The sequence below is a fragment of the Cellulomonas sp. URHE0023 genome (genome assembly GCF_000688475.1).
Classification (GTDB): Bacteria; Actinomycetota; Actinomycetes; order Actinomycetales; family Cellulomonadaceae; genus Cellulomonas.
Window position 1 is genome coordinate 132940 of the sequence record NZ_JIAN01000011.1, and the last position, 20842, is coordinate 153781.

Consider the following 20842-nt stretch of genomic DNA (forward strand, 5'->3'; position numbering starts at 1 on the left):
GTCGCACGACTCGGGACCACCGATGATTGGTCGCCGCCCATGCGCGTCCTCGGCGTCAACGCCATCTACCACGACCCGTCCGCAGCCCTCGTCGTCGACGGCGAGGTCGTCGCCGCCGCGGAGGAAGAGCGGTTCAGCCGCCGCAAGCACGGCAAGCGTCCCGTGCCGTTCTCCGCCTGGGAGCTGCCTGACCTGTCGATGCGCTGGTGCCTCGCGCACGCCGGGCTGCGACCGCAGGACCTCGACGCGGTCGCCTACGGGTGGGACCCCGCCCTCGCCAAGAACGCCGAGGACCTGGGCCTGGACGATCCCTGGGACTACCTGCGCACCACCTACGCCGAACGCGTCCCGGGGTTCCTTGCCACCGCTCTTCCGGGGATCGACCCGTCGATCGTGCGGTATGTGCCGCACCACGTGGCGCACGCCGCCTCGGCGGCGCTGGCCTCACCCTTCCAGGACAGCAGCGTCCTCGTCCTCGACGGCCGCGGGGAGCGCGCCTCCCACCTCGCAGGGAGGTACACCGGCGGCAAGCTCGACATCCTGGCGACGCAGGAGCTGCCGAGCTCGCTCGGACTCCTCTACGAGTCGCTGACCGAGCACCTCGGCTTCCTGCGGTCGAGCGACGAGTACAAGGTCATGGCGCTCGCCTCGTACGGCACGCCGGCGTTCCTCGACGACCTCCGGCCGCTGGTCTACACGACCGGGGACGGCGGTTTCGTCGCCGAGCCGCTCGACTGGGAACGGTGGGCGCCACGACGGGTCGACGACGGCACCTGGGGCGGCGCCCACGCGGACCTCGCGTGCTCGGTGCAGGCACGTCTCGAGGAGGTCCTCGTCGAGCTGGCCCGCTGGCTGCACGACCGGACGGGCGACCGGGTGCTGACGCTGGCCGGCGGGGTCGCGCTCAACTGCGTCGCGAACTCGCGGATCTGGCGCGAGGCCGGCTTCGAGGACGTCTGGGTCCAGCCCGCGGCGGGCGACGCCGGCACCTCGCTGGGCGCGGCCATGCAGCTCGCGGCCGAGCTCGGCGACACGCCGCAGCCGATGCCGGGCGCGTCTCTGGGCCGCACGTGGAGCGACGACGCGCTGGCGGAGTGGCTGCGCGCCGCCGCCGTCCCCTTCTCCACCCCGCACGACCACGCCGGTGAGGTGGCCGACGTGCTCGCCGCCGACGGGGTGGTCGCCTGGTTCGACGGGCGCAGCGAGTTCGGCCCCCGCGCCCTGGGGCACCGGTCGCTGCTCGCGCACCCCGGCCACGCCGAGAACCTCGAACGGCTCAACGACGTCAAGGGCCGCGAGCAGTTCCGCCCGGTCGCCCCCATGGTTCTGGTCGAGCACGCCGAAGAGATCTTCTCCGACGGCCCCCTGCCCAGCCCCTACATGCTCTTCGTCCACCGGGTCGCGCCCGCGTGGCGCGACCGCATCCCCGCCGCGGTGCATGTCGACGGGACGGCCCGCATCCAGACGGTCGACCCCGTCGCGATGCCCCGCCTGGGGGCGGCGATCGAGGCCTTCCGTGACCGCACCGGGCTACCCGTGGTGATCAACACGAGCCTCAACACCGCCGGCCGCCCCATGGTCGACGACCCACGGGACGCGCTCGAGCTGTTCGGGTCCGCACCGGTCGACCTGCTCGTGCTGGGGCCGCACCTGGTCCGTCGCGCCGAGCTCTTCAGGGCGCCGAGCCGGTGACCGCGGCGCCGACCTGGTCAGTTGTCGTCCCGACGGTGGGACGGCCCTCGCTTGATGCGCTGCTGCTCAGCCTCGTCAGGCAGGACTGGTCACAGGTTCCGCAGCAGCCCTCGTCCGTCGTGATCTGCGACGACCGCCCCCTGACCTCGACGCTGCCGTTGGCTCCGCCGGACCTGCCGTGGCCCAGCCGTGTCGTTCGGACGGGCGGGCGGGGTCCCGCCGCTGCCCGGAACGCGGGGTGGCGGGCCACCCGTCAGTCGTGGGTCGCGTTCCTCGACGACGACGTGGTCCTGCCAGCCGGGTGGGCGCGGGCGTTCGTCGACGACCTGTGCGCCGCAGACCGTGACGGCTCCGTGGCGGGCACGCAGGCCCGCCTGCACGTCCCTCTTCCGCAGGGCCGCAGACCCACCGACTGGGAGCGCAGCACGGCGGGACTGGAGCGTGCCCGGTGGGCCACCGCGGACATGGCCTTCCGGCGCGCCGCGCTGGAGCAGGTGCACGGGTTCGACGAGAGGTTCCCTCGTGCGTACCGGGAGGACGCCGACCTCGCACTGCGGCTGCGGGCCGCCGGCTGGCGTCTGGTCCGCGGCGAGCGCACCACGCACCACCCCGTGCGGCCCGCCGACGACCGCGTGAGCATCCGGGTGCAGGCGGGTGCCCGGGACGACGCCCTGATGCGCGTGCTGCACGGGCGCCGGTGGCGCGAGCTGGCTGAGACCGGGCGAGGACGGTTCCCGTGGCACGTGGTGACCGTCGCCGCGGCAGCAGCGGGCGCGCTCCTCGCCGTCGGTGGCAGAGGCCGGGCCGCTCGAGCCGCGCTGGCGGTGTGGTCGGTCCTGACGGCCGACTTCGCGGTCCGCCGCGTCCTGCCCGGCCCACGGCCCGGTGAACCGGGTGCCGCCGCCGAGTGGCGCCGGATGGCGCTGACCAGCGTCGCGATCCCGTTCGCCGCCGTCGCCCATCGGCTGCGGGGCGCCGTGGCCCACCGCCGCGCAGCACCCTGGCGGCCGGCCGTCCGTGCAGTCCTGTTCGACCGGGACGGCACCCTGGTGACGGACGTGCCGTACAACGGCGACCCGGACCGGGTGGAGCCGGCCGAGGGTGCGCACGAGTCCCTGGAGCTCCTGCGGCGCGAGCGCGTCGCAGTCGGCCTGATCACCAACCAGTCAGGGGTCGCCCGTGGGCTGCTCAGCAGGGCGCAGGTCGACGCCGTGAACGGGCGGGTCGCCGAGCTCCTCGGCCCGTTCGCGACCGTGCAGGTGTGCCCGCACGGACCCGAGTCGAGCTGCCCGTGCCGCAAGCCTGCGGGCGGGATGGTGCTGCGGGCGGCGCACGAGCTCGGGGTGTCGCCCTGGGAGGTCGCCGTCGTCGGCGACATCGGCGACGACATGGGTGCCGCGCTCGCGGCGGGTTCACGCGCGGTGCTCGTGCCGACGCCCGCCACACGACCGGAGGAGGTCCAGCGGGCCGAGGTCGTGGCCACCGACCTGCGCGCGGCCGTCGCGCTGCTCGTCCCCGGGGCGGAGCAGGGCGCATGAGCGGGGTGCTGGCGGTCCGTCTCGACTCCGACGGCGACGTCCTGCTGACAGGCCCCGCGATCCGGGCGCTGGGGCGGCTCGGCGACGTCGACCTCCTGGTGTCCCCCGCCGGCCTGCAGGCCGCAGAGCTGCTGCCCGGTGTGCGGTCGGTCCGGACGTTCGACGCGCCGTGGAGCGGCCTGTCTCCGGCACCGGTCGACCCGGCGCTCGTGCACGAGCTCGTCGACAGGCTCCGCGCGGCCGCCTACGACCGGGCCGTCGTGTTCACGTCGTTCCACCAGAGCCCGTTGCCGACGGCGCTCGTCCTGCGGCTCGCGGGCGTGCCCTTCGTCGCCGCCACCAGCGAGGACTACCCCGGAAGCCTGCTCGACGTCCGGCACGCTCGCCCCGACGGCCTGCACGAGGTCGACGCCGCGCTGCGTCTCGCGGAGGCCGCCGGGGGCGCCCTGCGCATGGACGACGACGGTCACCTCGCGGTGCGCGGTCCGCTCCCCGACGTCCGTGACCTGGTGCCCTCCGGCCCGTACGTCGTGGTGCACCCGTCGGCGTCCGTACCGGCGCGGGCACCCTCGCCGGCCCAGGCGATCGAGATCGTCGGCTCGTTGGTCGACGCCGGGCGGGTGGTGGTGGTCACCGGCGGACCGAAGGACACCCGTCTCAGCGCGGACGTGGCGCACGGGTCGCCGGCCGCCGTCGACCTGGGTGGCCGGACCAGCCTGGCCGAGCTCGCGAGCGTCCTGGCGGGCGCCGACGCCGTCGTCGTGGGCAACACCGGTCCGGCGCACCTCGCCGCCGCGGTGGGCACGCCCGTCGTGTCGCTCTTCTCGCCCGTGGTGCCCGCCGAGCGCTGGGCGCCGTTCGGTGTGCCGCACGTGGTCCTCGGCGACCAGTCCGCGGCCTGCGCCGACTCCCGGGCGCGGCTCTGCCCGCTCGTCGGGCACCCGTGCCTCACGTCGGTCTCCACCGACGAGGTCGTCTCAGCGGTCGACCTGCTGGCCGGTCACGTCCGTCACGAGGTGGTCGCATGAGGATCCTGGTGTGGCACGTGCACGGGTCGTGGATGACCTCGTTCGTCCAGGGCCCCGACGAGTACGTCATCCCCGTCGACGACGCGCGCTCGCCCGACGGTCGGGGCCGCGCCCGCACGTGGGACTGGCCCCGGTCGGCCCGGGAGGTACCGCTGGCGGCCCTGCGCGACGAGGACCTGGACGTCGTGGTCCTGCAGCGTCCCGCCGACCTCGAGCTCGCCGAGCGGTGGACCGGTCGACGCCCCGGTGCCGACCTTCCGGCCGTCTACGTCGAGCACAACACGCCGACGGGTCCCGCGGCGGCGACCCGTCACCTGCTCGCCGAGCGGGACGACGTCCCGGTCGCGCACGTCAGCGACTTCAACGCCCTGATGTGGGACAACGGCCGCGCACCGACGTTCGTCGTGGACCACGGGATCCCCGACCCCGGCTACCGCTACACCGGGGAGCGCGCCCGCGTCGCGGCGGTCGTCAACGAACCTGTGCGGCGGTGGCGCGTGGCCGGGACGGACGTGCTCCTCGACATGGCGGCCCGCGTGCCGGTCGAGGTCTACGGGATGGGCGTCGACGCCCTGAGCCAGCACCGGCCGGAGCTGGGCGAGCACCTGCACAAGCTGCCCCAGGCGCAGCTGCACGACGCGCTCCCCCGGGCGCGCGCCTACCTGCACCCTTACCGCTGGACGAGCCTCGGCCTGTCGCTGATCGAGGCGATGACGCTCGGCATGCCGGTGCTGGCGCTGGCGACGACGGCCGCCCCGTACGCCGTCCCACCCGAGACCGGGGTCGTCAGCGCCCGACCGGACCGCCTGGTCGAGGCCGCCCGCCGCTGGCTGCACGACCCGCAGGACGCACTCGCGCACGGGCGCGCCGCACGCGAGCACGCCCTGCGCGTCTTCGGCCTCGACCGGTTCCTGTCCGACTGGCAGTCCCTGCTCAAGGAGGTGACGCGATGAGGATCGCGATGGTGTCCGAGCACGCAAGCCCGCTGGCGACGCTCGGCGGTGTCGACGCGGGCGGGCAGAACGTCCACGTCGCTGCCCTGAGCACCGCACTGGCGCTGCGGGGCCACGAGGTCGACGTCTACACGCGCCGCGACGACCCGGACCTGCCGGAGTGCGTCGAGCTCGCACCGGGGGTCACGGTGGTCCATGTGCCCGCGGGGCCCGCCCGCGAGATCGCCAAGGACGACCTGCTCCCCTACATGGGGGTGTTCGGGGACGTGCTGGCCCAGTGGTGGAGCGCGAACCGGCCCCCTGACGTGGCGCACGCGCACTTCTGGATGTCCGGGCTGGCCGGGCTGCAGGCCGCGGCAGTCACGGGCGTTCCCCTCGCGCAGACGTTCCACGCGCTCGGCTCGGTCAAGCGTCGGCACCAGGGGGCCCACGACACCAGCCCGCCCGGACGGATCCCCGCCGAGGCGTCGATCGGGCGCCGCGTCGACGTCGTCGTCGCCACCTGCTCCGACGAGGTCACCGAGCTGGTCCGCCTCGGTGTTCCCGAGCAACGGATCCGCGTCGTGCCGTGCGGTGTCGACGTCGAGCGCTTCCGGCCCGGCTGCACCGGGGTGGTGGAGCCGCCCCGGCGCGCGACCTACCGGCTGCTGTGCGTGGGCCGGCTCGTCGAGCGCAAGGGCATCGAGACGGTCGTCCATGCGCTGGCGGACCTGCCCGACACCGAGCTCGTCGTCGCCGGCGGACCGGCGGCGGACCTGCTCGACGCCGACGACGAGGCCCGACGCCTGCGTGCGATCGCCCGGCAGGAGGGGGTCGACGACCGCGTCCACCTCGTCGGCCGGGTGGACCACGACGACCTGCCTGCGCTCGTCGACTCTGCAGACGCGGTCGTGGCGACGCCCTGGTACGAGCCGTTCGGGATCGTGCCGGTCGAGGCCGCAGCCTGCGGCGTACCGGTGGTCGGCTCGGCCGTCGGCGGGCTGGTCGACACCGTCCAGGACGGCAGGACGGGGGTGCTCGTGCCGCCTCGGGACCCGGCGGCGCTCGCCGCGGCGCTGCGTGGGCTGCTCGACCACCCGGAACGGCGTGCCGCCCTCGGGGCGGCGGCGCGGCGTCGTGCGGTCGCCCGCTACGGCTGGGACCGGATCGCTGCGCAGACCGAGCTGATCTACCGGACGGTGGTCCGTCGCTCGGTGCTCACCGAGGTGGCAGCGGGATGACGACGACCGGTTGGCTGGACGAGCACCTGGCGGAGCTGACGTCGGCGCTCGCGGCGGTCGGCGACGAGGCGGAGACGGTCGAGGGCTGGGGCCGGGTGCTGGCCGAGCGGCTCGTCGCCGGCGGTCGCCTGCTCGCCGCGGGGAACGGCGGGAGCGCCGCCGAGGCCCAGCACCTCACCGCCGAGCTGGTGGGTCGGTTCGTGGCCGAGCGCCGGCCGTACTCGGCGATCGCCCTGTGCGCGGAGAGCTCGAGCCTGACGGCGATCGTCAACGACTACGGCGCCGAGGAGATGTTCGCCCGGCAGGTGGAGGCGCACGGGCGCGCCGGTGATGTCCTCGTCCTGCTCTCGACGTCGGGCCGGAGCCCGAACGTGCTCGCGGCCGCGGCGCGGGGACGGTCGCTCGGGATGCAGGTGTGGGCGCTCACGGGCGCGGCACCGAACCCGCTCGCGGACGCCTGCGACAGCGCCGTGTGCGTCCCCGCGACGTCGACCGCAGCCGTCCAGGCCGGACATCTCGTGCTCGTGCACGCGCTGTGCGCGGCGGTCGACGCCCACCTCGAACGGATCGAGCGCGCCGGGGCCGACGAGGTCCGCGACGACCGCCCGCACGTCGTGGTCGTCGGTGACCTGCTCCTGGACCGCGACGTCTTCGGCACCACCGAGCGGCTGTGTCCGGACGCCCCGGCTCCGGTGCTCGACGTGACGGCCGTGCGGGACTCACCGGGAGGGGCGGGCCTGGCCGCGCTCCTGTGCGCACAGGGCGGCGCCCGCGTCACGCTCGTCGCACCCGTGGCGCGGGATGCCGACGGCCGGACGCTGGCCCGTGACCTGCGCGCGAAGGTCGAGCTCCTGCCGCTCGGTCACGAGGGTCCGACGCGGCGCAAGGTGCGCGTCCGCAGCGACGGGCACTCGATCGTGCGCCTCGACGACGGTGGGCCGGGCACACCGACCACCCTCCCCGAGGACGCCGTCCAGGCGGCGCTCGCCTGCGCCGACGCCGTCCTGGTGTCCGACTACGGCGCGGGGGTCACCTGGGACGCGCGGCTGCGCGCGCTGCTCGCCGACGCGGCCCGACGGTGTCCCGTCGTCTGGGACCCCCACCCACGCGGCGGTCCCCCGGTCCCTCATGCCGCGCTCGTCACCCCGAACCTGGCGGAGGCGCGCACCGCGGCACCCGGCGCAGAGGTGCCTGCGGACGAGGTCGCCGAGGTGCTGCGGGCCGCGTGGGACGCGCGCGCCGTCGCGGTGACGGCGGGTGACCGCGGAGCGTTCGTGGCGACCACGGGGGCCGAGCCGACGTTCGTGCCGGCGGTCCCCGCGCACGGAGGTGACACGTGCGGTGCGGGCGACCGGTTCGCCGCCTCGGCGGTGGTGTCCCTGGCCCTCGGCGCGTTGCCGACGACGGCCGTCGGCCGCGCCGTCGCCGACGCCACGGCCTGGGTCGCCTCGGGTGGCGCAGAGGCGTTCCGGACGCGTCGCGGCGCCTCACCGCACGACCCCGCCCCGGCAGATCCCGACGAGGACCTCGGCGCGCTCGCGGCACGTCTTCGGGTCGGCGGGCGCACGCTCGTGGCCACCGGTGGCTGCTTCGACATCGTGCACGCCGGGCACGTGGCCACGCTCCAGGCCGCGCGCAGGCTCGGTGACGCGCTCGTCGTGGTCATGAACTCCGACGACTCGGTCCGCCGGCTCAAAGGGCCGGGCCGGCCGGTGGTCGGCGCAGGCGACCGCGCACGCGTGCTGCAGGCGCTCGACTGCGTCGATGCCGTCGTCGTGTTCGACGAGGACGACCCCCGCGCGGTCCTGGCCGTGCTGCAGCCCGATGTCTGGGCCAAGGGCGGCGACTACGGCGGGCAGCCGCTGCCGGAGGCCGAGGTGGTGCGTGACGGCGGGGGTCGCGTGGTGCTTCTCCCCTACCTGGACGGTCGATCCACGACGTCCATCATCGAGCGGTCGACGCACGGCCGCTCACCCCTGGCCGAGGAGGTCTCATGACCAGCACGCTCAGCACGACCGCGCCGCGTGGCACCTCGCCACGCGCCGTGGGCACCGTGGTCGTCACCGGCGGGGCCAGTGGCCTCGGCGCTGCGGTGGTCGACGCCATCACCGCGGCCGGAGGCACCCCCGCGGTCCTGGACCGGGTCGCACCGCGGGACGGTGTCGCGCACGCCCTCGTGGACCTGGCCGACTCGACGGCGACCGCACGCGCGGTCGAGGAGATCGTCGACCGGGTAGGCGCACCGACCGGGCTCGTCACGGCTGCCGGGATCGACGCGTGCGGGCGGCTCGACCAGATCGACGCGGACACGTGGGAGCACGTCGTGCGGGTCAACCTGTTCGGCACGGTCGCCGTGGTGCGCGCCTGCCTGCCGTACCTCGAGCAGACGCATGGGACGGTCGTCACGGTGGCCTCGACGCTGGCCCTGCGGGGCGTCAGCGACGCCACCGCCTACTGCGCGTCCAAGTTCGCCGTCCGCGGGTTCACGCAGGCGCTCGCCGCGGAGCTGGCGGGGCGCGTCGGCGTGACGCTCCTGGTCCCCGGCGGCATGCAGACGCCGTTCTTCGACGGCCGCGCCGAGCAGTACCGGCCCGGGCCGGACGCCCAGCTGAACGACCCCGCCGCCACGGCGAGCGCCGTCCTGACGGCGCTGACCCAGCCGGTGGGCAGCGAGATCCGGGAGATGCTCGTCATGTCGTCCGGGGAGAGCTCCTGGCCGTGACCTCCGGGGGCGGGGACGTCCTGGTGCTGCGAGCGCTCGGCCTGGGCGACGCGCTGACCGGCGTCCCCGCGCTGCGGGGCGTGCGCCGAGCGTGGCCGGGAAGGTGGCTGACCCTGGCGGCACCGCTGGCGGTCGGCTCCTGGCTGCGCGACCTGGGCGTCGTCGACGACGTCCTGGACACGCACGGCCTCGACGCGGCGCTTCCATGGCGGCGCTCCGGGCACGTCGCGGTCAACCTGCACGGGAGCGGGCCCCAGAGCCATGAGCTCCTGCGGGCCACCCGTCCGGTCCGACTCGTGGGCTTCGGCGGCGACGGGCCGCCGTGGCGTTCCGGCGAGCACGAGGTGGACCGGTGGTGCCGGCTCGTCCGCTCCGCGGGCGGCGCGTGCGACCGGGAGGACCTGCGCCTGGAGGCCACCGGGGCGCCGCGGTCCGAGGAGGTGCTGCTGCATCCCGGGGCGGCGTCCGCCGCGCGACGCTGGCCGGCCGAACGGTGGGCGGCCCTCGCGCGGATCCTCGTGGCCGGCGGCGCCCCGGTGCTCCTCACGGGCGGCCCGGGCGAGGCGCGCCTGTGCCGGCAGGTCCGGGACCTCGCGGGCCCGGAGGTCGGCGTGGCCGGGCAGACGTCCCTCGCGCAGCTTGCGGAACGCGTGGCCCGGGCGCGGCTCGTCGTGTGCGGTGACACGGGTGTGGCCCATGTCGCGACGGCGACCGGGACCCCGTCGGTCCTGCTGTTCGGGCCGACGTCACCGCGGCTGTGGGGACCGGCGATCGACACGGATCTGCACACGGTCCTCTGGCACGGGTCCGACGCCGCGCCCGGCGATCCGCACGGCGCGGTCATCGACCCCGCGCTCGCGGCCATCAGCGTGGACGAGGTCGCCGAGGCGGCCGCTGCGCTTCTCGCGCATCACCCGGACACGGCCTCCCGAGCGTCAGGCTGACACGCTCGACACCTGGCGGAACCAGCTCACGGTGCGGTCCAGACCCTCGGCCCACGGCACCTCCGGGGACCATCCGAGCTCGCGGGCCGCGAGCGACGTGTCCGGGCGACGGACCTCGGGGTCGTCGACGGGTCGCTCGATGAAGGTCAGGCCGGCGCGCGAACCGGTGGCGGCAACGACGTCCTCGGCGATCTGCCGGACCGTGAGCTCCGTCGGGTTCCCGATGTTCATGGGTCCGCTGTGCCCGTGCGCGGCCAGCGCGAGGATGCCCCGGACCAGGTCGTCGACATAGCAGACCGAGCGCGTCTGGGTTCCGTCACCGGCGACCGTGACGGGCTCACCCGCGAGCGCCTGCCGGATGAACGTCGGGATCGCGCGGCCGTCGTGCGGTCGCATCCGCGGACCGTACGTGTTGAAGATCCGGACGATGCCCGTGTCCACACCGTGGGTCGACCGGTACGCGGTGGTGATCGCCTCGCCGAAGCGCTTGGCCTCGTCGTAGACGCCGCGCGGTCCTACCGGGTTGACGTGGCCCCAGTAGTCCTCGGTCTGCGGGTGCACCTGCGGGTCGCCGTACACCTCCGACGTGGACGCCAGGACGAACCGCGCACCCTTCTCCTTGGCCAGCCCGAGCGCGTGGCTCGTGCCGATCGAGCCGACCTTCAGGGTCTCGATGGGGAGCTGGAGATAGTCCACGGGTGACGCCGGCGACGCGAAGTGCAGGACCAGATCCACCGGTCCCGGGACGTGCACGAAGTCGGTGACGTCGCACCTGACCAGCCGGAAGGTCCGCCGGTCCATCAGGTGGGCCACGTTCGCCGGCGTGCCGGTCAGGAAGCTGTCGAGGCACACGACCTCGGCTCCGCGGTCGAGGAGCTCGGTGCACAGGTGGCTTCCGAGGAAGCCGGCCCCGCCGGTCACGACGACTCGACCGGTCGTCGGGTCTGCAGCATCAGGTCGGGCAAGGACGGTACGCATCCGGGCACCCCTCGTCGGGATCGTCCGCGTCGTCGGCCCTGTCTTCGCCGGCAGGTCGTTCCAGAACAGTCCTACCGTCCCGAGAGCCCGGCCGCGCGCCGAGCCAGCAGTTGCACAGCGCGCGAGGCGGTCTAGCGTCGGTGCGACGAAAGGACGGAGCGGATCTGGAGGGGGCCCATCCTCATGGACGACGCCTCGGCACCCCGGCTGCCGGTCGAGTACGTCCTGCCCCTGCGCTGGGCCCGGGACGACGGTCTCGACGAGCTGTCGACGTACCTGCTGGACCTGGCTGACCATGTCGATGTCACGGTGGTGGACGGCTCCCCCGGCGTCGTGTTCGACGCACACGCCCGGCGCTGGGGAACGCACGTCCGGCACGTCCGGCCGCAGCGCTGGCCGGGGGCCAACGGCAAGGTCGCGGGGGTGATGACCGGCATCCGCCTCGCCCGGCACGAGGTGGTCGTGGTCGCCGATGACGACGTGCGCTGGAGCGCCGTGCAGCTGCACGAGTCGCTGAGCCGGCTCGGCCGCGGCGACGTGCTGCGGGTGCAGAACGTCTTCGCGCCCGCACCGTGGCATGCCCGCTGGGACACGGGCCGCATCCTGGTGAACCGAGGTCTGGGGTCGGACTACCCCGGCACCCTGGTGGTGCGTCGGTCGGCCGTGCTGCGGGCGGGCGGCTACGACGGTGACGTGCTGTTCGAGAACCTGGAGCTGATCCGCACGATCCGAGCGCACGGGGGCACCGAGGTTCGCGCGGACGACCTGTTCGTGGAGCGTCGGCCGCCGTCTGCGGGGCACTTCTGGTCACAGCGCGTCCGGCAGGCGTACGACAGCTTCGCGCAGCCGCGGCGTCTCGCGGTCGAGTCCGCGGTGCTGCCGGTGCTGCTCTGGGCCCTTCGGCGCCGCCGCACGACACCCGCCCTGGCCTTGATGACGGCCGCCGTGCTCGTGGCCAGACACGGGGCGAGGCGAGCAGGCGGACGCGAGCACTTTCCCCCGTCGAGCGTGCTGTGGGCGCCTCTGTGGCTCCTGGAGCGTGCCGTCTGCTCGTGGCTCGCGATCGTGCTCCGGGTCCGTGGTGGCGTCCCCTACCGCGGACGCCGGCTCGTCAGGTCAGCCTCGCCCGAGGCCGTCCTGCGCACCCGCGCGACGCTCTGACGCCGAGGTCGAGCCGGTGGACCGGGTGCGAGGCTGGTCGCTGATCACGCGGAGACGTCAGGCTCCAGGGCGAGCTGCCCCTGCGTGGTCCAGTGGACGATGACGAGCGTCGCGTCGTCCTGCAGGATGCCGCCCTGGTGCTCGAGGATCCGACCGCGGATGCGGCGCAGCACCTCGGGGAGCGGAAGGTCGTCGGCGGCCGAGCGCTCCAGGATGCCCGCGAGCCGGTCGAGCCCGAACATCGCTCCCGCGGTGTCCCGTGCCTCGACGATCCCGTCGGTGTACGTCAGGACCATGTCTCCCGGCTCGAGCCACTCGTACGCGACCTCGGTGTGCCGCGCCTCCAGACCGAACAGGGGCCGGCGACCGGCGTCGAGCTCCCTGACCACCCGCCCGCCGCGCAGCAGCAGCGGGTTGGGGTGGCCGGCGTTGACGTAGCGCAGCTCCCCCGTGTTCAGGTCGAGCTGCGCGAGCACGCCCGTCGCGTACATGGCGCCCCGGAACTGCTCCGAGATGACCGTGTCGACGGCCTCCGCCTGCTGGAGCAGCCCGTGCCCCGCCCGGCGTGCGTTCCTGTACGCGGCCAGTGCTGCGGCAGCAGCCAGTCCGGCGTGCAGGTCGTGACCGGTGGCGTCGGCCACCATGAGCTGCAGGTGGTCGGTGGCGATCGCGTAGTCGAAGACGTCGCCACCCACCGCGTCCGCGGGCTCGAGACGGCCGCTGATCAGCACCTTGTCCGAGCCGGCTGTCAGGGGCGGGAGCAGGGAGCGCACGAGCTCCGCCTGGACCTCACGGCGGCCTTGCCGGCGGATCGTGTCGATGCTGTCGCCGTACGCGTCCAGCACGGTGACCAGGTGCCCGAGGTAGTGCGTGAACCACCAGCACTGCCGGCGCAGCACAGGGTCCTCCAGGTCGCGGACGTCCTCGACCTCCACCTCGAGGACGCCCAGCCGCTCGGCCCCGTCGAGGATGGGGATCCACAGCCGCGGTCCGTCGGCGCTGGTGACCTGGGTCTCGACCAGACGGTAGGCACGTCCGGCGAGCGTGGCGTCGACCGCCTGCATCCTGCGGCGGTCGGATGCGCCGTCCACCGGGACCAGGACCTCGTCCGTGTCGTCGACCAGGTACGCGGACGCGCGCACCCCGAGCTCTCGGGCGCCCAGCTCGACCGCACGGGCCAGGACGTCCGGGGCCGCGAGGTGAGTGGCCTGCAGGAGCTGGGTGAGCGAGGCGAGCGGCCCACCTGGACCGTCCAGCTGCCGGACCGTGCGTGCGTACGGCGCTCGCTGCCGGGTGTGCATGTGGTCGAGGCGCTCGTTCACGGCCAGCGCCACACGGTCCGCCTCGTCGGCGGGCAGCGCGACGTCGCCGGCGAGGTAGGCGGTGAGGTCGAGCGGCCCGACGGTGGCTCCCAGGGCGAAGCACCGCAGCCAGAGCTCGTCCGTCGACAGCTGCGCCCGTGCCTGCGCGACGACGATCTGCTGCCTCTGCCGCTCCACCGTCACGGCGTCACCGGTCATCGACGTGCCCTGCCCGCCCGCCTGACCAGCTGTGCTGCGGTCTCGTGGACGGTGCGGCCGTCGCGCTCCGACAGGCTCATCAGGTAGGTGTAGGCCGTCTCGGAAGAGACACCCTGACGCTCCATGACCACGCCACAGGCACGGTTGACGTCGTCGCGCTGGCGCAGCATCGCGCCCAGCTGCTGCCCGAGGTCGGCGGCCCTCGCGTACGCCTGCCCGTGCGCGACGAGGACGGCCGCCTGCGCGGCGAAGACACGCAGGGTCGCCTCGTCGTCCTCGTCGAAGCTCCCCGCGGTGTGCGCGTAGACCTTGACCGCCCCGAGCACGGTGTCACCGACCACCAGGGGGGCGCTGAGCGAGCACCCCAAATCGAGCTGGGCGGCGGCCGGGCACCACGCGGGCCACCGTCGCTCCGTGGTCACGTCGTCGATCCGGACGACGACCCGGTCCCGCGTCGCCGTCAGGCAGGGACCCTCGTCCAGCTCGTACTGGAGCGCGTCGAGCGCCTCGACCTCGCCGTCGGTGGCGGCGACGGAGATCATCCGGGAGCCGGGGCCCATGACGCTCAGGCCCGCACCGGAGGCGGTCGGGACGACGCGTTGGGCGGCGGTCGTCAGCAGCCGGAGCAACGTGTCGACGGTGGCGTCGCTCATGGTCCTCGCGGACGATCCGTCGACCAGCGCTCGCAGGTCCTGGGGCACCGCCTGCGCGGTCACGAGGGGTCACGCTCTCGCGCGAGCCGCTGTCGCCGGGACCGGACGGCGAGCGTCGCGATGATGCCCAGCGTGACCACGGCGACGGTCACCATGAGCGCCAAGCGGGCTGGAGTGACGGCCCGGCCGGTCTGTTCCGCGGGCGTGTCCTGGTGCGGTCCGCCCACCTTGTCGTCGTAGTCGGTCGTCTGCGGGAGCGGCTCCTGCGACGCGGTGCCCTGGACCAGGCCGGCGGGTGGACCGCCGAGGGCGGGACCCCCGAGGAGGACCACGGTCACAGGAACGAGGAGCGCGAGGAGCACCGTCGTGAGGACCGACGGACGTCGGGCTCGCACCGGGGCGCGACGCGCGTCCGACGCCGACCGCTGGGCACCGCCGTTCGATGCGACCCTGAGCGAGGTGAACCTCACGAGTGGCCGGCCGTGAGTCTGCGGTTCGAGTGCGGTGACGGCCGGGGCACCTCGCCCGGTTGCAGGTCTAGGGTCCGTCGGCCGGAGCCTGCGCCGACGACGGCGGCGCGCAGCGGTCGTTCGGCCGCCTGCCGCGGGGCCTCGACCGCTGGGGTGCCTCCCGCCGGACGGGGGGTCTCCTTCGGGACGGTCACGGCATTCTCTCGGAGCACGGTCAGCAGGAGCTGGTCCATGGCGGCTCCGGAACCCGGACCCATCCCACCCAGCGACTGCGCGGCCCGGATCAGACGCTCAGCCAGAACGCGCAGGCGGACGTTGTGCTGCTGGGACGCCGATCGCAGCACCTCGAACGCCGAGCCGTCGTCGACGCCGTAGACCATCATCAGCATGCCCTTGGCCTGGTCGATGACGGCATGCGACTCGAGCGCCACCTTGAGCTGGTCGTTGACGGCCGCGGCGACCGTCCGGGCCTGACGTGGCGAGTCGTCGACCACGAAGCCCTCGACGGCGCCCGGCTCACCGGCACCGGCGCGGGCTGCGGCGACCAGCACCTCGTGCTCGGTTCCTGCCAGGTCGATCAGGCGGTAGGCACAGCCCTGCGTGTCGGCGTCGGCGTCCAGGACCGCGGCGACCCGTTCCCGGTCCTCCGGGTGCACGTGGCTGAGGAACAGGGCACGGGTCGGGACCACGTCGCCCACCGACATGCCGTGCAGCGCGAACATCTCGTCAGACCAGAACCACCGGCTCATCGCCGGGGAGAAGGTGAATCGACCGACTCTCATCGAGGTAGTCACAGGGCCCCCATGACACCGCCGCAAGGTCGGCCCCAGATCGAGGCTCCCAGCTGAACCCGCGAGGCCGTACATGTCGACCAGTGACCGGATCGACGGAAGGCGCCTCAATCAGGCTATGCCGTACTCGCGCGAGCCGCTACACCACACGTCGGCCGGCACGTCGAGCGCCCCTGTGCGCCGCAGCTGCGCCCTGCCGCGACGTCTCGCGAGTCGTGCGGGGGCGTGGGATGGTGGAGGTGCTGGAGAAGGCGGCTGCGCGACGACCGCGAAGGAACGCCCTTGCCCGCTGACACGATCCACCGGATCGACTGCCCAGGAACCCCGAGCGCGGTGTGGTCGGCCCTCCTCGAGGCCGGCCTCTGCGACGAGGAGAGCCGCACGCTGCACCTGCAGCATGCCGACGTGCGCCTCCACCGGCGCTCCACGGGCGTGGGCGTCCGCGGCCGGGCGCGCTGGATGGGCGTCCCCTACCGCGTCACGGCGCACCTGCTCCCCGTCGGCGCGAGCACCCGCCTGGTGATCACCGGGAGGGAGGACGCCCGGGCGGTCGCCCTGAGCGCTCTCCTGCGCAGACGCGCTCGGCGCCTCGCGAGCCGGGACCTGCGGCGGCTCGCTCGGGCCACGTGCGTGCAGTCCGCGCGCACCGCCGTGCTCGTGCGGGACTGACGGCGATGGAGTCGGCCGAAGGGCTGGAGACGTACCGGTCGATGCGTGACTTCGCACGGACGTCGGAGCCGCCGGGCGGGCGGTCGTCAGCCGGCGCGGCCCGTGGCGGGCGACGGTTCGTGGTCCAACGCCACCGCGCCCGCAGGCTCCACTACGACCTGCGGTTCGAGATCGACGGCGTGCTGGTCAGCTGGGCGGTGCCCCGCGGGCCCACCCTCGACCCGGGCGCGCGCCGGATGGCCGTGCACGTCGAGGACCATCCGCTGGAGTACATGGACTTCGAGGGTGTGATCCCGGCGGGCGAGTACGGCGGCGGTGACGTGATCGTCTGGGACCAGGGCACGTGGGAGCCGTACAAGAGCGCGGACCCGAGGGCGGAGCTCGACTCGGGCGAGCTGCACGCCGAGCTCCACGGGTCCAAGCTCCGAGGGCGTGTGGTCCTCATCCGTCGCGGGCAGAGCGACCGGCGCGGAAAGGAGCAGTGGCTGCTCCTGCACAAGCGCGACGCGCACGCGGTGCCCGGCTGGGACCCGGAGGAGCACGCTCGCTCGGTGCTCAGCGGACGCACCAACGACGAGGTGCGTGCCGACCCGGACCGGCTCTGGCGCTCGGACCTCCCGGCCGCCGAGGCGTCCATCGACCTGCGTCCCGCCACGTTCGCGAGCCCGTCGCCGGACGAGCTCGCCGCCCTCGCCGCACTGGGAACCTCGGGGACGTGGGAGGTCTTCGGACGACGCCTGCGCCTGACCAACCTCGACAAGGTGCTGTTCCCGGCGGGTGCGGGCGAGGCGGTGGTGACCAAGCGGGACCTGGTCGGGTACGCGGCGCGCATCGCCCCGGTGGTGCTGCCCTACCTCGCCGGGCGGCCGCTCAACATGCACCGGTACCCGGACGGCGTGGACCGCCAGGGCTTCTGGCACAAGCAGCTGCCGCGGCACGCTCCGGACTGGGTCGAGCGATGGGACAACCCCGAGGCGGAGGGCGACGAGACCACGACCTACCTGGTGGTCGACGAGCCGGCGGCGCTGGTGTGGGCGGCGAACTTCGGTGCGGTCGAGTGGCACCCGTGGACCTCTCGGACCTCCGACCCGCACCTGCCCACGTACGCCCTGATCGACATCGATCCTGGACCCTCGACCTCGTGGGACGACGTGCTCCTGCTGGCCCGGCTGCACCGCGACGCCTTGGCGCACCTGGGCGTCCAGGCGCAGCCCAAGCTCACGGGGCGCCGCGGCATCCAGGTCTGGGTGCCGATCGCCACCGGCCCCGGGTTCGAGGAGACGCGGGCCTGGGTGGAGAAGCTCTCACGCACCATCGGCAAGGTCGTCCCCGATCTGGTGAGCTGGCGGTGGGAGGTGCGCGAGCGCGGCGGCCAGGCGCGACTCGACTACACGCAGAACGCGATCAACAAGACGCTGGTGGCGCCCTACAGCCCCAGAGCGGCCGCGGGAGCACCCGTCTCCGCCCCGATCACCTGGGAGGAGCTGGACGAGCCGTGGCTCCGGCCGGACGCGTTCACCGTGCGGACGATCCTCGAGCGGCTCGCCGAGCGCGGGGACCCGTTCCGGGCGGTGCTCGCGACCGACCAGGAGCTGCCCCCGCTGGGCTAGGCATCAGTTCCGCTGGGCCCGTGCCGTCGTCAGCTCGCGCAGACCGGCCTCGTGCAGCACCCAGCCGCCGACGAGCAAGGCGGCGCTGACCGCCAGGAACCCGAGGTCCCAGGACAGCGGACCCCCGAGGTCGTCGCGGACGTGGTGGATGCCGAGCACCTGGTGGTCGACGATCCCCTCCACCAGGTTGAAGGCGCCCCACCCGGCCAGGAGGAGCCCGACCTGGAACCGCCACGTCGGAGCGAGCCGCCCGCGCCGCCACGAGACGATGGTCAGCACGACACCGAGGACCACGACCACCCAGGCGAGCGAGTGGAAGATGCCGTCGGCGAGCGTGTTGGCACGCAGCCCGGCGACGGTGGTGACCGGATGGCCCGGCGTGTCACTGACCATGTGGTGCCACTGCAGCAGCTGGTGGACGACGATGCCGTCGACGAACCCGCCCAGACCGACCCCGAGCAGGAACGCGGGCGCGCGGTCGGGTCGGTCGAGGCGGGTGCCGGTCGGAGGGGCACTCTCGCGCGTGACCATCCGGCTCAGCCGTTCGGCAGGAACACGGACCGGATGTTCTCGTCCTGCTTCTCCTTGAACATCGTGTAGCCGGCGGGTCCGTCGCTCAGCGGCATCGTGTGCGTGGCCAGGTGCTCGGTCACCAGCTCCCCACGCTCCATGCGCTCGAGCAGCATCGGGATGTAGCGGTGCCCGTGCATCTGCGCGCTGCGCAGGGTGAGTCCCTTGTTCATGACGGCGCCGAGCGGGAACTTGTCGACGAGACCGGCGAACACACCGAGCACGAAGACGGTGCCGCCCTTGCGGCAGTTGTAGATGGCCTCGCGCACGGCGGTCGGGCGGTCCGTCTGCAAGCGCAGCTGGTGCTTGGCCTGGTCGTACGCCTGGACGATCGACGACTTGCTGTGGGCCTCCATGCCCACGGCCTCGATGCACACGTCCGGGCCTCGCCCGCCAGACCGCTCGCGCAGCTCCTCGACGATGTCGTCACGCTCGTAGTTCAGGGTCTCGCACCCGATGTGCCGCTCCGCGGCCCGCAGACGGTAGTCGAACCGGTCGATCGTGATCACCCGCTCGGCACCCAGCAGCATCGCGGCCCGTGCTGCCATCTGACCGACGGCACCCGCACCCCAGACGGCCACCACGTCGCCCGGCCGCACGTTCCCGAGATCGGCGCCCATCCACCCCGTCGGCGCCGAGTCCGACGCGAAGAGCGCACGCTCGTCGCTGACGCCGTCGGGGACAGGGAACGCGCCGATGTCGGCGTAGGGGACGCGCACGTACTCGGCGTGACTCCCCGCGAAGCCGCCCATGGCGTGGGAGTAGCCGAAGCAGCCGCCCGGGTTCGCACCCCACAGCGTCTCGGTGATCGCGGGGTTGGTGTTGCCGTTGTCGCACAGCGAGTAGAGCTCGTTCGCGCAGTACCAGCACCGGCCGCAGGAGATGAACGAGCACACGACCACCCGGTCCCCCACCCTGTGGCGGCGCACGTCCGCGCCGACCTCGACCACCTCGCCCACGAACTCGTGACCGAGGACGTCCCCCTTCTGCATGAAGGGGATGTACCCGCCCAGGAGGTGCAGGTCGGAACCGCACGTCACCGTCCGCGTCACCTTGACGATGACGTCCTCGGGATTCTGGATCCTCGGGTCCGGGACCTCCTCGACCGAGGTCTCGTTCACGCCCGTCCACAGCAGCGCCTTCACAGCAGACCCTCCCCTCGCGCCGCCTTGACCGCTCTGCGCAACGGCGCGTTCAGCGGCGTCTCCTGCGTCGTGACGTTGTGGTCCGGCTCGAGCACCCAGCCCACCTCGAGAAGCTGCTTGGACTGCCGGAGCGCGGAGCGCAGCACCTGCAGCGGGTCGCCGTCGTCGGGGACCTCGGCCCCCGGCCGCCACCTGGCGCGCAGCTCGGTCCCCTTGTCACCGGGCGCGGCGCTGGTGTGGACCTCCACCGCGCTGCCGAGGACGGCCAGCGGCTCAGGTGTGCGGTCCACCTGCTCGGGTGACCGGTTCACTGTCACGACCCGCCACCCGTGCAGGCCGGACCCGTCCCGGGTGGACCTTCTGCGCCGGGCGACCGTCCCTGCAGCAACTCCGGCGGCCACACTCGTCATCGCGACCACGGTCGCTGTCTTCCTCGCCATGCGGACTCCCGTCCACGTCCCGCGACGGTCGGCCGTGGTCCATAGCCGGTCGGCGCCAGCGTGGCGCTCGGTCGAGTCGCGATCTCGGGCGGCGTCGTCTTCACCGAGAAGGTCCGCCCACGCTACGGCGACGGTGAGGCGACCGCCATCGGGCGGCGAGACCGGGACGTGCGGTCTGGGACCCCCAGGAGAGCGGGCGACGGGTTGCGCGCGACCACGGGCCGGTTACCGTGAAAGTCGGTCAAGCAGCGGGCTGGTATCGAGGGCGCCGCAGCAGCGCTCGGCGTCCCCCACGTCGAGGAGACCACACATGGCCACAGGTGAGACCGGGTTCGACGACGTCACGTTCGACCTCATCTCCGTGCAGTACCACTCCCTCAAAGCAGGGCACGACTACGGCCAGTACGTGCGCGACGCACGCAACGCCGGCAAGGACGACATCGCCACGTTCTTCGAGCAGGTCATGAGCGAGGACTCCCAGCGCGCCCAGCGCTGCCACGAGTTCCTCTCCGAGCTGACCAAGAACGGGACCTCCGCCACCTCACCGCGCGACGGCGACGGCGCCACGAGCAGCGGCGCCCTGCAGGACGTGGCTTCCGCCGAGTGAGACCCCGGGCGGTGGGCACCCCGTGCCCACCGCCCCGGCCTGGTCAACTCACGACCAGACCCTCAGCCCGGGCCCGGCCCGGGCCTGGGCCCGGACGGGACCGCTCCGTGCTCGGGCGACCAAGGACGTCG

The 20842-nt window shown here is 73.8% G+C and carries 20 protein-coding genes; 12 read left to right on the forward strand and 8 right to left on the reverse strand.

What is annotated here, in order from left to right:
* Positions 1-39: 39 nt before the first annotated feature.
* Genes N553_RS0119940 through N553_RS23920 form a run of 8 tightly spaced genes read left to right on the forward strand, consistent with a single transcriptional unit; the run spans position 40 to position 10097 of the window.
* Positions 40-1692 (forward strand): carbamoyltransferase C-terminal domain-containing protein, encoded by a 1653-nt coding sequence (locus N553_RS0119940; RefSeq protein WP_028047988.1) that lies wholly within the window; start codon positions 40-42, stop codon positions 1690-1692.
* Positions 1689-3230 carry an HAD-IIIA family hydrolase gene (locus N553_RS25880; protein WP_034623587.1) on the forward strand — a complete coding sequence of 514 codons (1542 nt, stop codon included), beginning with the start codon at positions 1689-1691 and terminating at the stop codon, positions 3228-3230. Before N553_RS0119940 ends, N553_RS25880 begins: the two co-directional genes overlap by 4 nt.
* Complete coding sequence (locus tag N553_RS0119950) at positions 3227-4258, forward strand: glycosyltransferase family 9 protein (protein ID WP_028047989.1); 1032 nt, start codon at positions 3227-3229, stop codon at positions 4256-4258. The genes N553_RS25880 and N553_RS0119950 overlap by 4 nt, the downstream gene beginning before the upstream one ends.
* Positions 4255-5211 carry a glycosyltransferase family 4 protein gene (locus N553_RS0119955; RefSeq protein WP_028047990.1) on the forward strand — a complete coding sequence of 319 codons (957 nt, stop codon included), beginning with the start codon at positions 4255-4257 and terminating at the stop codon, positions 5209-5211. The genes N553_RS0119950 and N553_RS0119955 overlap by 4 nt, the downstream gene beginning before the upstream one ends.
* On the forward strand, positions 5208-6431 hold the full coding sequence (locus N553_RS0119960; RefSeq protein ID WP_028047991.1) for a glycosyltransferase: 1224 nt from the start codon (positions 5208-5210) through the stop codon (positions 6429-6431). Before N553_RS0119955 ends, N553_RS0119960 begins: the two co-directional genes overlap by 4 nt.
* Complete coding sequence (locus N553_RS23915; protein ID WP_081844793.1) at positions 6428-8428, forward strand: PfkB family carbohydrate kinase; 2001 nt, start codon at positions 6428-6430, stop codon at positions 8426-8428. Before N553_RS0119960 ends, N553_RS23915 begins: the two co-directional genes overlap by 4 nt.
* Complete coding sequence (locus N553_RS0119970) at positions 8425-9153, forward strand: SDR family oxidoreductase (RefSeq protein ID WP_051640398.1); 729 nt, start codon at positions 8425-8427, stop codon at positions 9151-9153. The genes N553_RS23915 and N553_RS0119970 overlap by 4 nt, the downstream gene beginning before the upstream one ends.
* A complete protein-coding gene (locus N553_RS23920; protein ID WP_081844794.1) occupies positions 9150-10097 on the forward strand; it encodes a glycosyltransferase family 9 protein in 948 nt (315 codons plus the stop codon). Before N553_RS0119970 ends, N553_RS23920 begins: the two co-directional genes overlap by 4 nt.
* Here N553_RS23920 and N553_RS23925 read toward each other — a convergent pair.
* Positions 10089-11075, reverse strand: coding sequence for a UDP-glucuronic acid decarboxylase family protein (locus tag N553_RS23925; protein ID WP_051640399.1), 987 nt, complete (start codon positions 11073-11075; stop codon positions 10089-10091). The two genes, N553_RS23920 and N553_RS23925, sit on opposite strands and share 9 nt — an antisense overlap.
* A 183-nt stretch (positions 11076-11258) precedes the next feature.
* Here N553_RS23925 and N553_RS0119985 point away from each other — a divergent pair, with 183 nt between their 5' ends.
* Positions 11259-12236, forward strand: a complete 978-nt coding sequence (locus N553_RS0119985) for a glycosyltransferase family 2 protein (RefSeq protein ID WP_028047993.1) — start codon at positions 11259-11261, stop codon at positions 12234-12236.
* Between the two features lie 44 nt (positions 12237-12280).
* Here N553_RS0119985 and N553_RS0119990 read toward each other — a convergent pair whose 3' ends face one another.
* The 4 genes from N553_RS0119990 to N553_RS23930 are packed head-to-tail and all read right to left on the reverse strand — an operon-like array spanning position 12281 to position 15661.
* The gene (locus N553_RS0119990) at positions 12281-13756 is read right to left on the reverse strand and encodes a PP2C family protein-serine/threonine phosphatase (protein WP_051640400.1); all 1476 of its coding nucleotides are present in this window, start codon (positions 13754-13756) and stop codon (positions 12281-12283) included.
* A complete protein-coding gene (locus tag N553_RS0119995; RefSeq protein WP_197030141.1) occupies positions 13753-14409 on the reverse strand; it encodes a GAF and ANTAR domain-containing protein in 657 nt (218 codons plus the stop codon). Before N553_RS0119995 ends, N553_RS0119990 begins: the two co-directional genes overlap by 4 nt.
* A 59-nt stretch (positions 14410-14468) precedes the next feature.
* Entirely contained in the window at positions 14469-14879 is a 411-nt protein-coding gene (locus N553_RS0120000) for a hypothetical protein (protein ID WP_028047996.1), read from the reverse strand.
* Positions 14876-15661, reverse strand: a complete 786-nt coding sequence (locus N553_RS23930) for a PAS and ANTAR domain-containing protein (RefSeq protein ID WP_197030142.1) — start codon at positions 15659-15661, stop codon at positions 14876-14878. Before N553_RS23930 ends, N553_RS0120000 begins: the two co-directional genes overlap by 4 nt.
* A 291-nt stretch (positions 15662-15952) precedes the next feature.
* Here N553_RS23930 and N553_RS0120010 point away from each other — a divergent pair, with 291 nt between their 5' ends.
* Both N553_RS0120010 and ligD read left to right on the forward strand, forming a co-directional pair.
* Entirely contained in the window at positions 15953-16339 is a 387-nt protein-coding gene (locus N553_RS0120010) for a hypothetical protein (protein ID WP_156043929.1), read from the forward strand.
* Between the two features lie 5 nt (positions 16340-16344).
* On the forward strand, positions 16345-17949 hold the full coding sequence (gene ligD / locus N553_RS0120015; RefSeq protein ID WP_028047998.1) for a non-homologous end-joining DNA ligase: 1605 nt from the start codon (positions 16345-16347) through the stop codon (positions 17947-17949).
* A gap of 3 nt (positions 17950-17952) precedes the next feature.
* Here ligD and N553_RS0120020 read toward each other — a convergent pair whose 3' ends face one another.
* The 3 genes from N553_RS0120020 to N553_RS23935 are packed head-to-tail and all read right to left on the reverse strand — an operon-like array spanning position 17953 to position 20104.
* Entirely contained in the window at positions 17953-18480 is a 528-nt protein-coding gene (locus N553_RS0120020; protein WP_028047999.1) for a DUF2243 domain-containing protein, read from the reverse strand.
* Positions 18481-18485: 5 nt separating this feature from the next.
* Entirely contained in the window at positions 18486-19664 is a 1179-nt protein-coding gene (locus tag N553_RS0120025) for a zinc-dependent alcohol dehydrogenase (RefSeq protein ID WP_028048000.1), read from the reverse strand.
* Complete coding sequence (locus N553_RS23935) at positions 19661-20104, reverse strand: hypothetical protein (RefSeq protein WP_197030143.1); 444 nt, start codon at positions 20102-20104, stop codon at positions 19661-19663. The genes N553_RS0120025 and N553_RS23935 overlap by 4 nt, the downstream gene beginning before the upstream one ends.
* Positions 20105-20414: 310 nt before the next feature.
* Between N553_RS23935 and N553_RS23940 the strand changes: the two genes are divergently transcribed.
* Complete coding sequence (locus N553_RS23940; protein WP_051640349.1) at positions 20415-20711, forward strand: hypothetical protein; 297 nt, start codon at positions 20415-20417, stop codon at positions 20709-20711.
* The last annotated feature ends 131 nt before the right edge of the window (positions 20712-20842 follow it).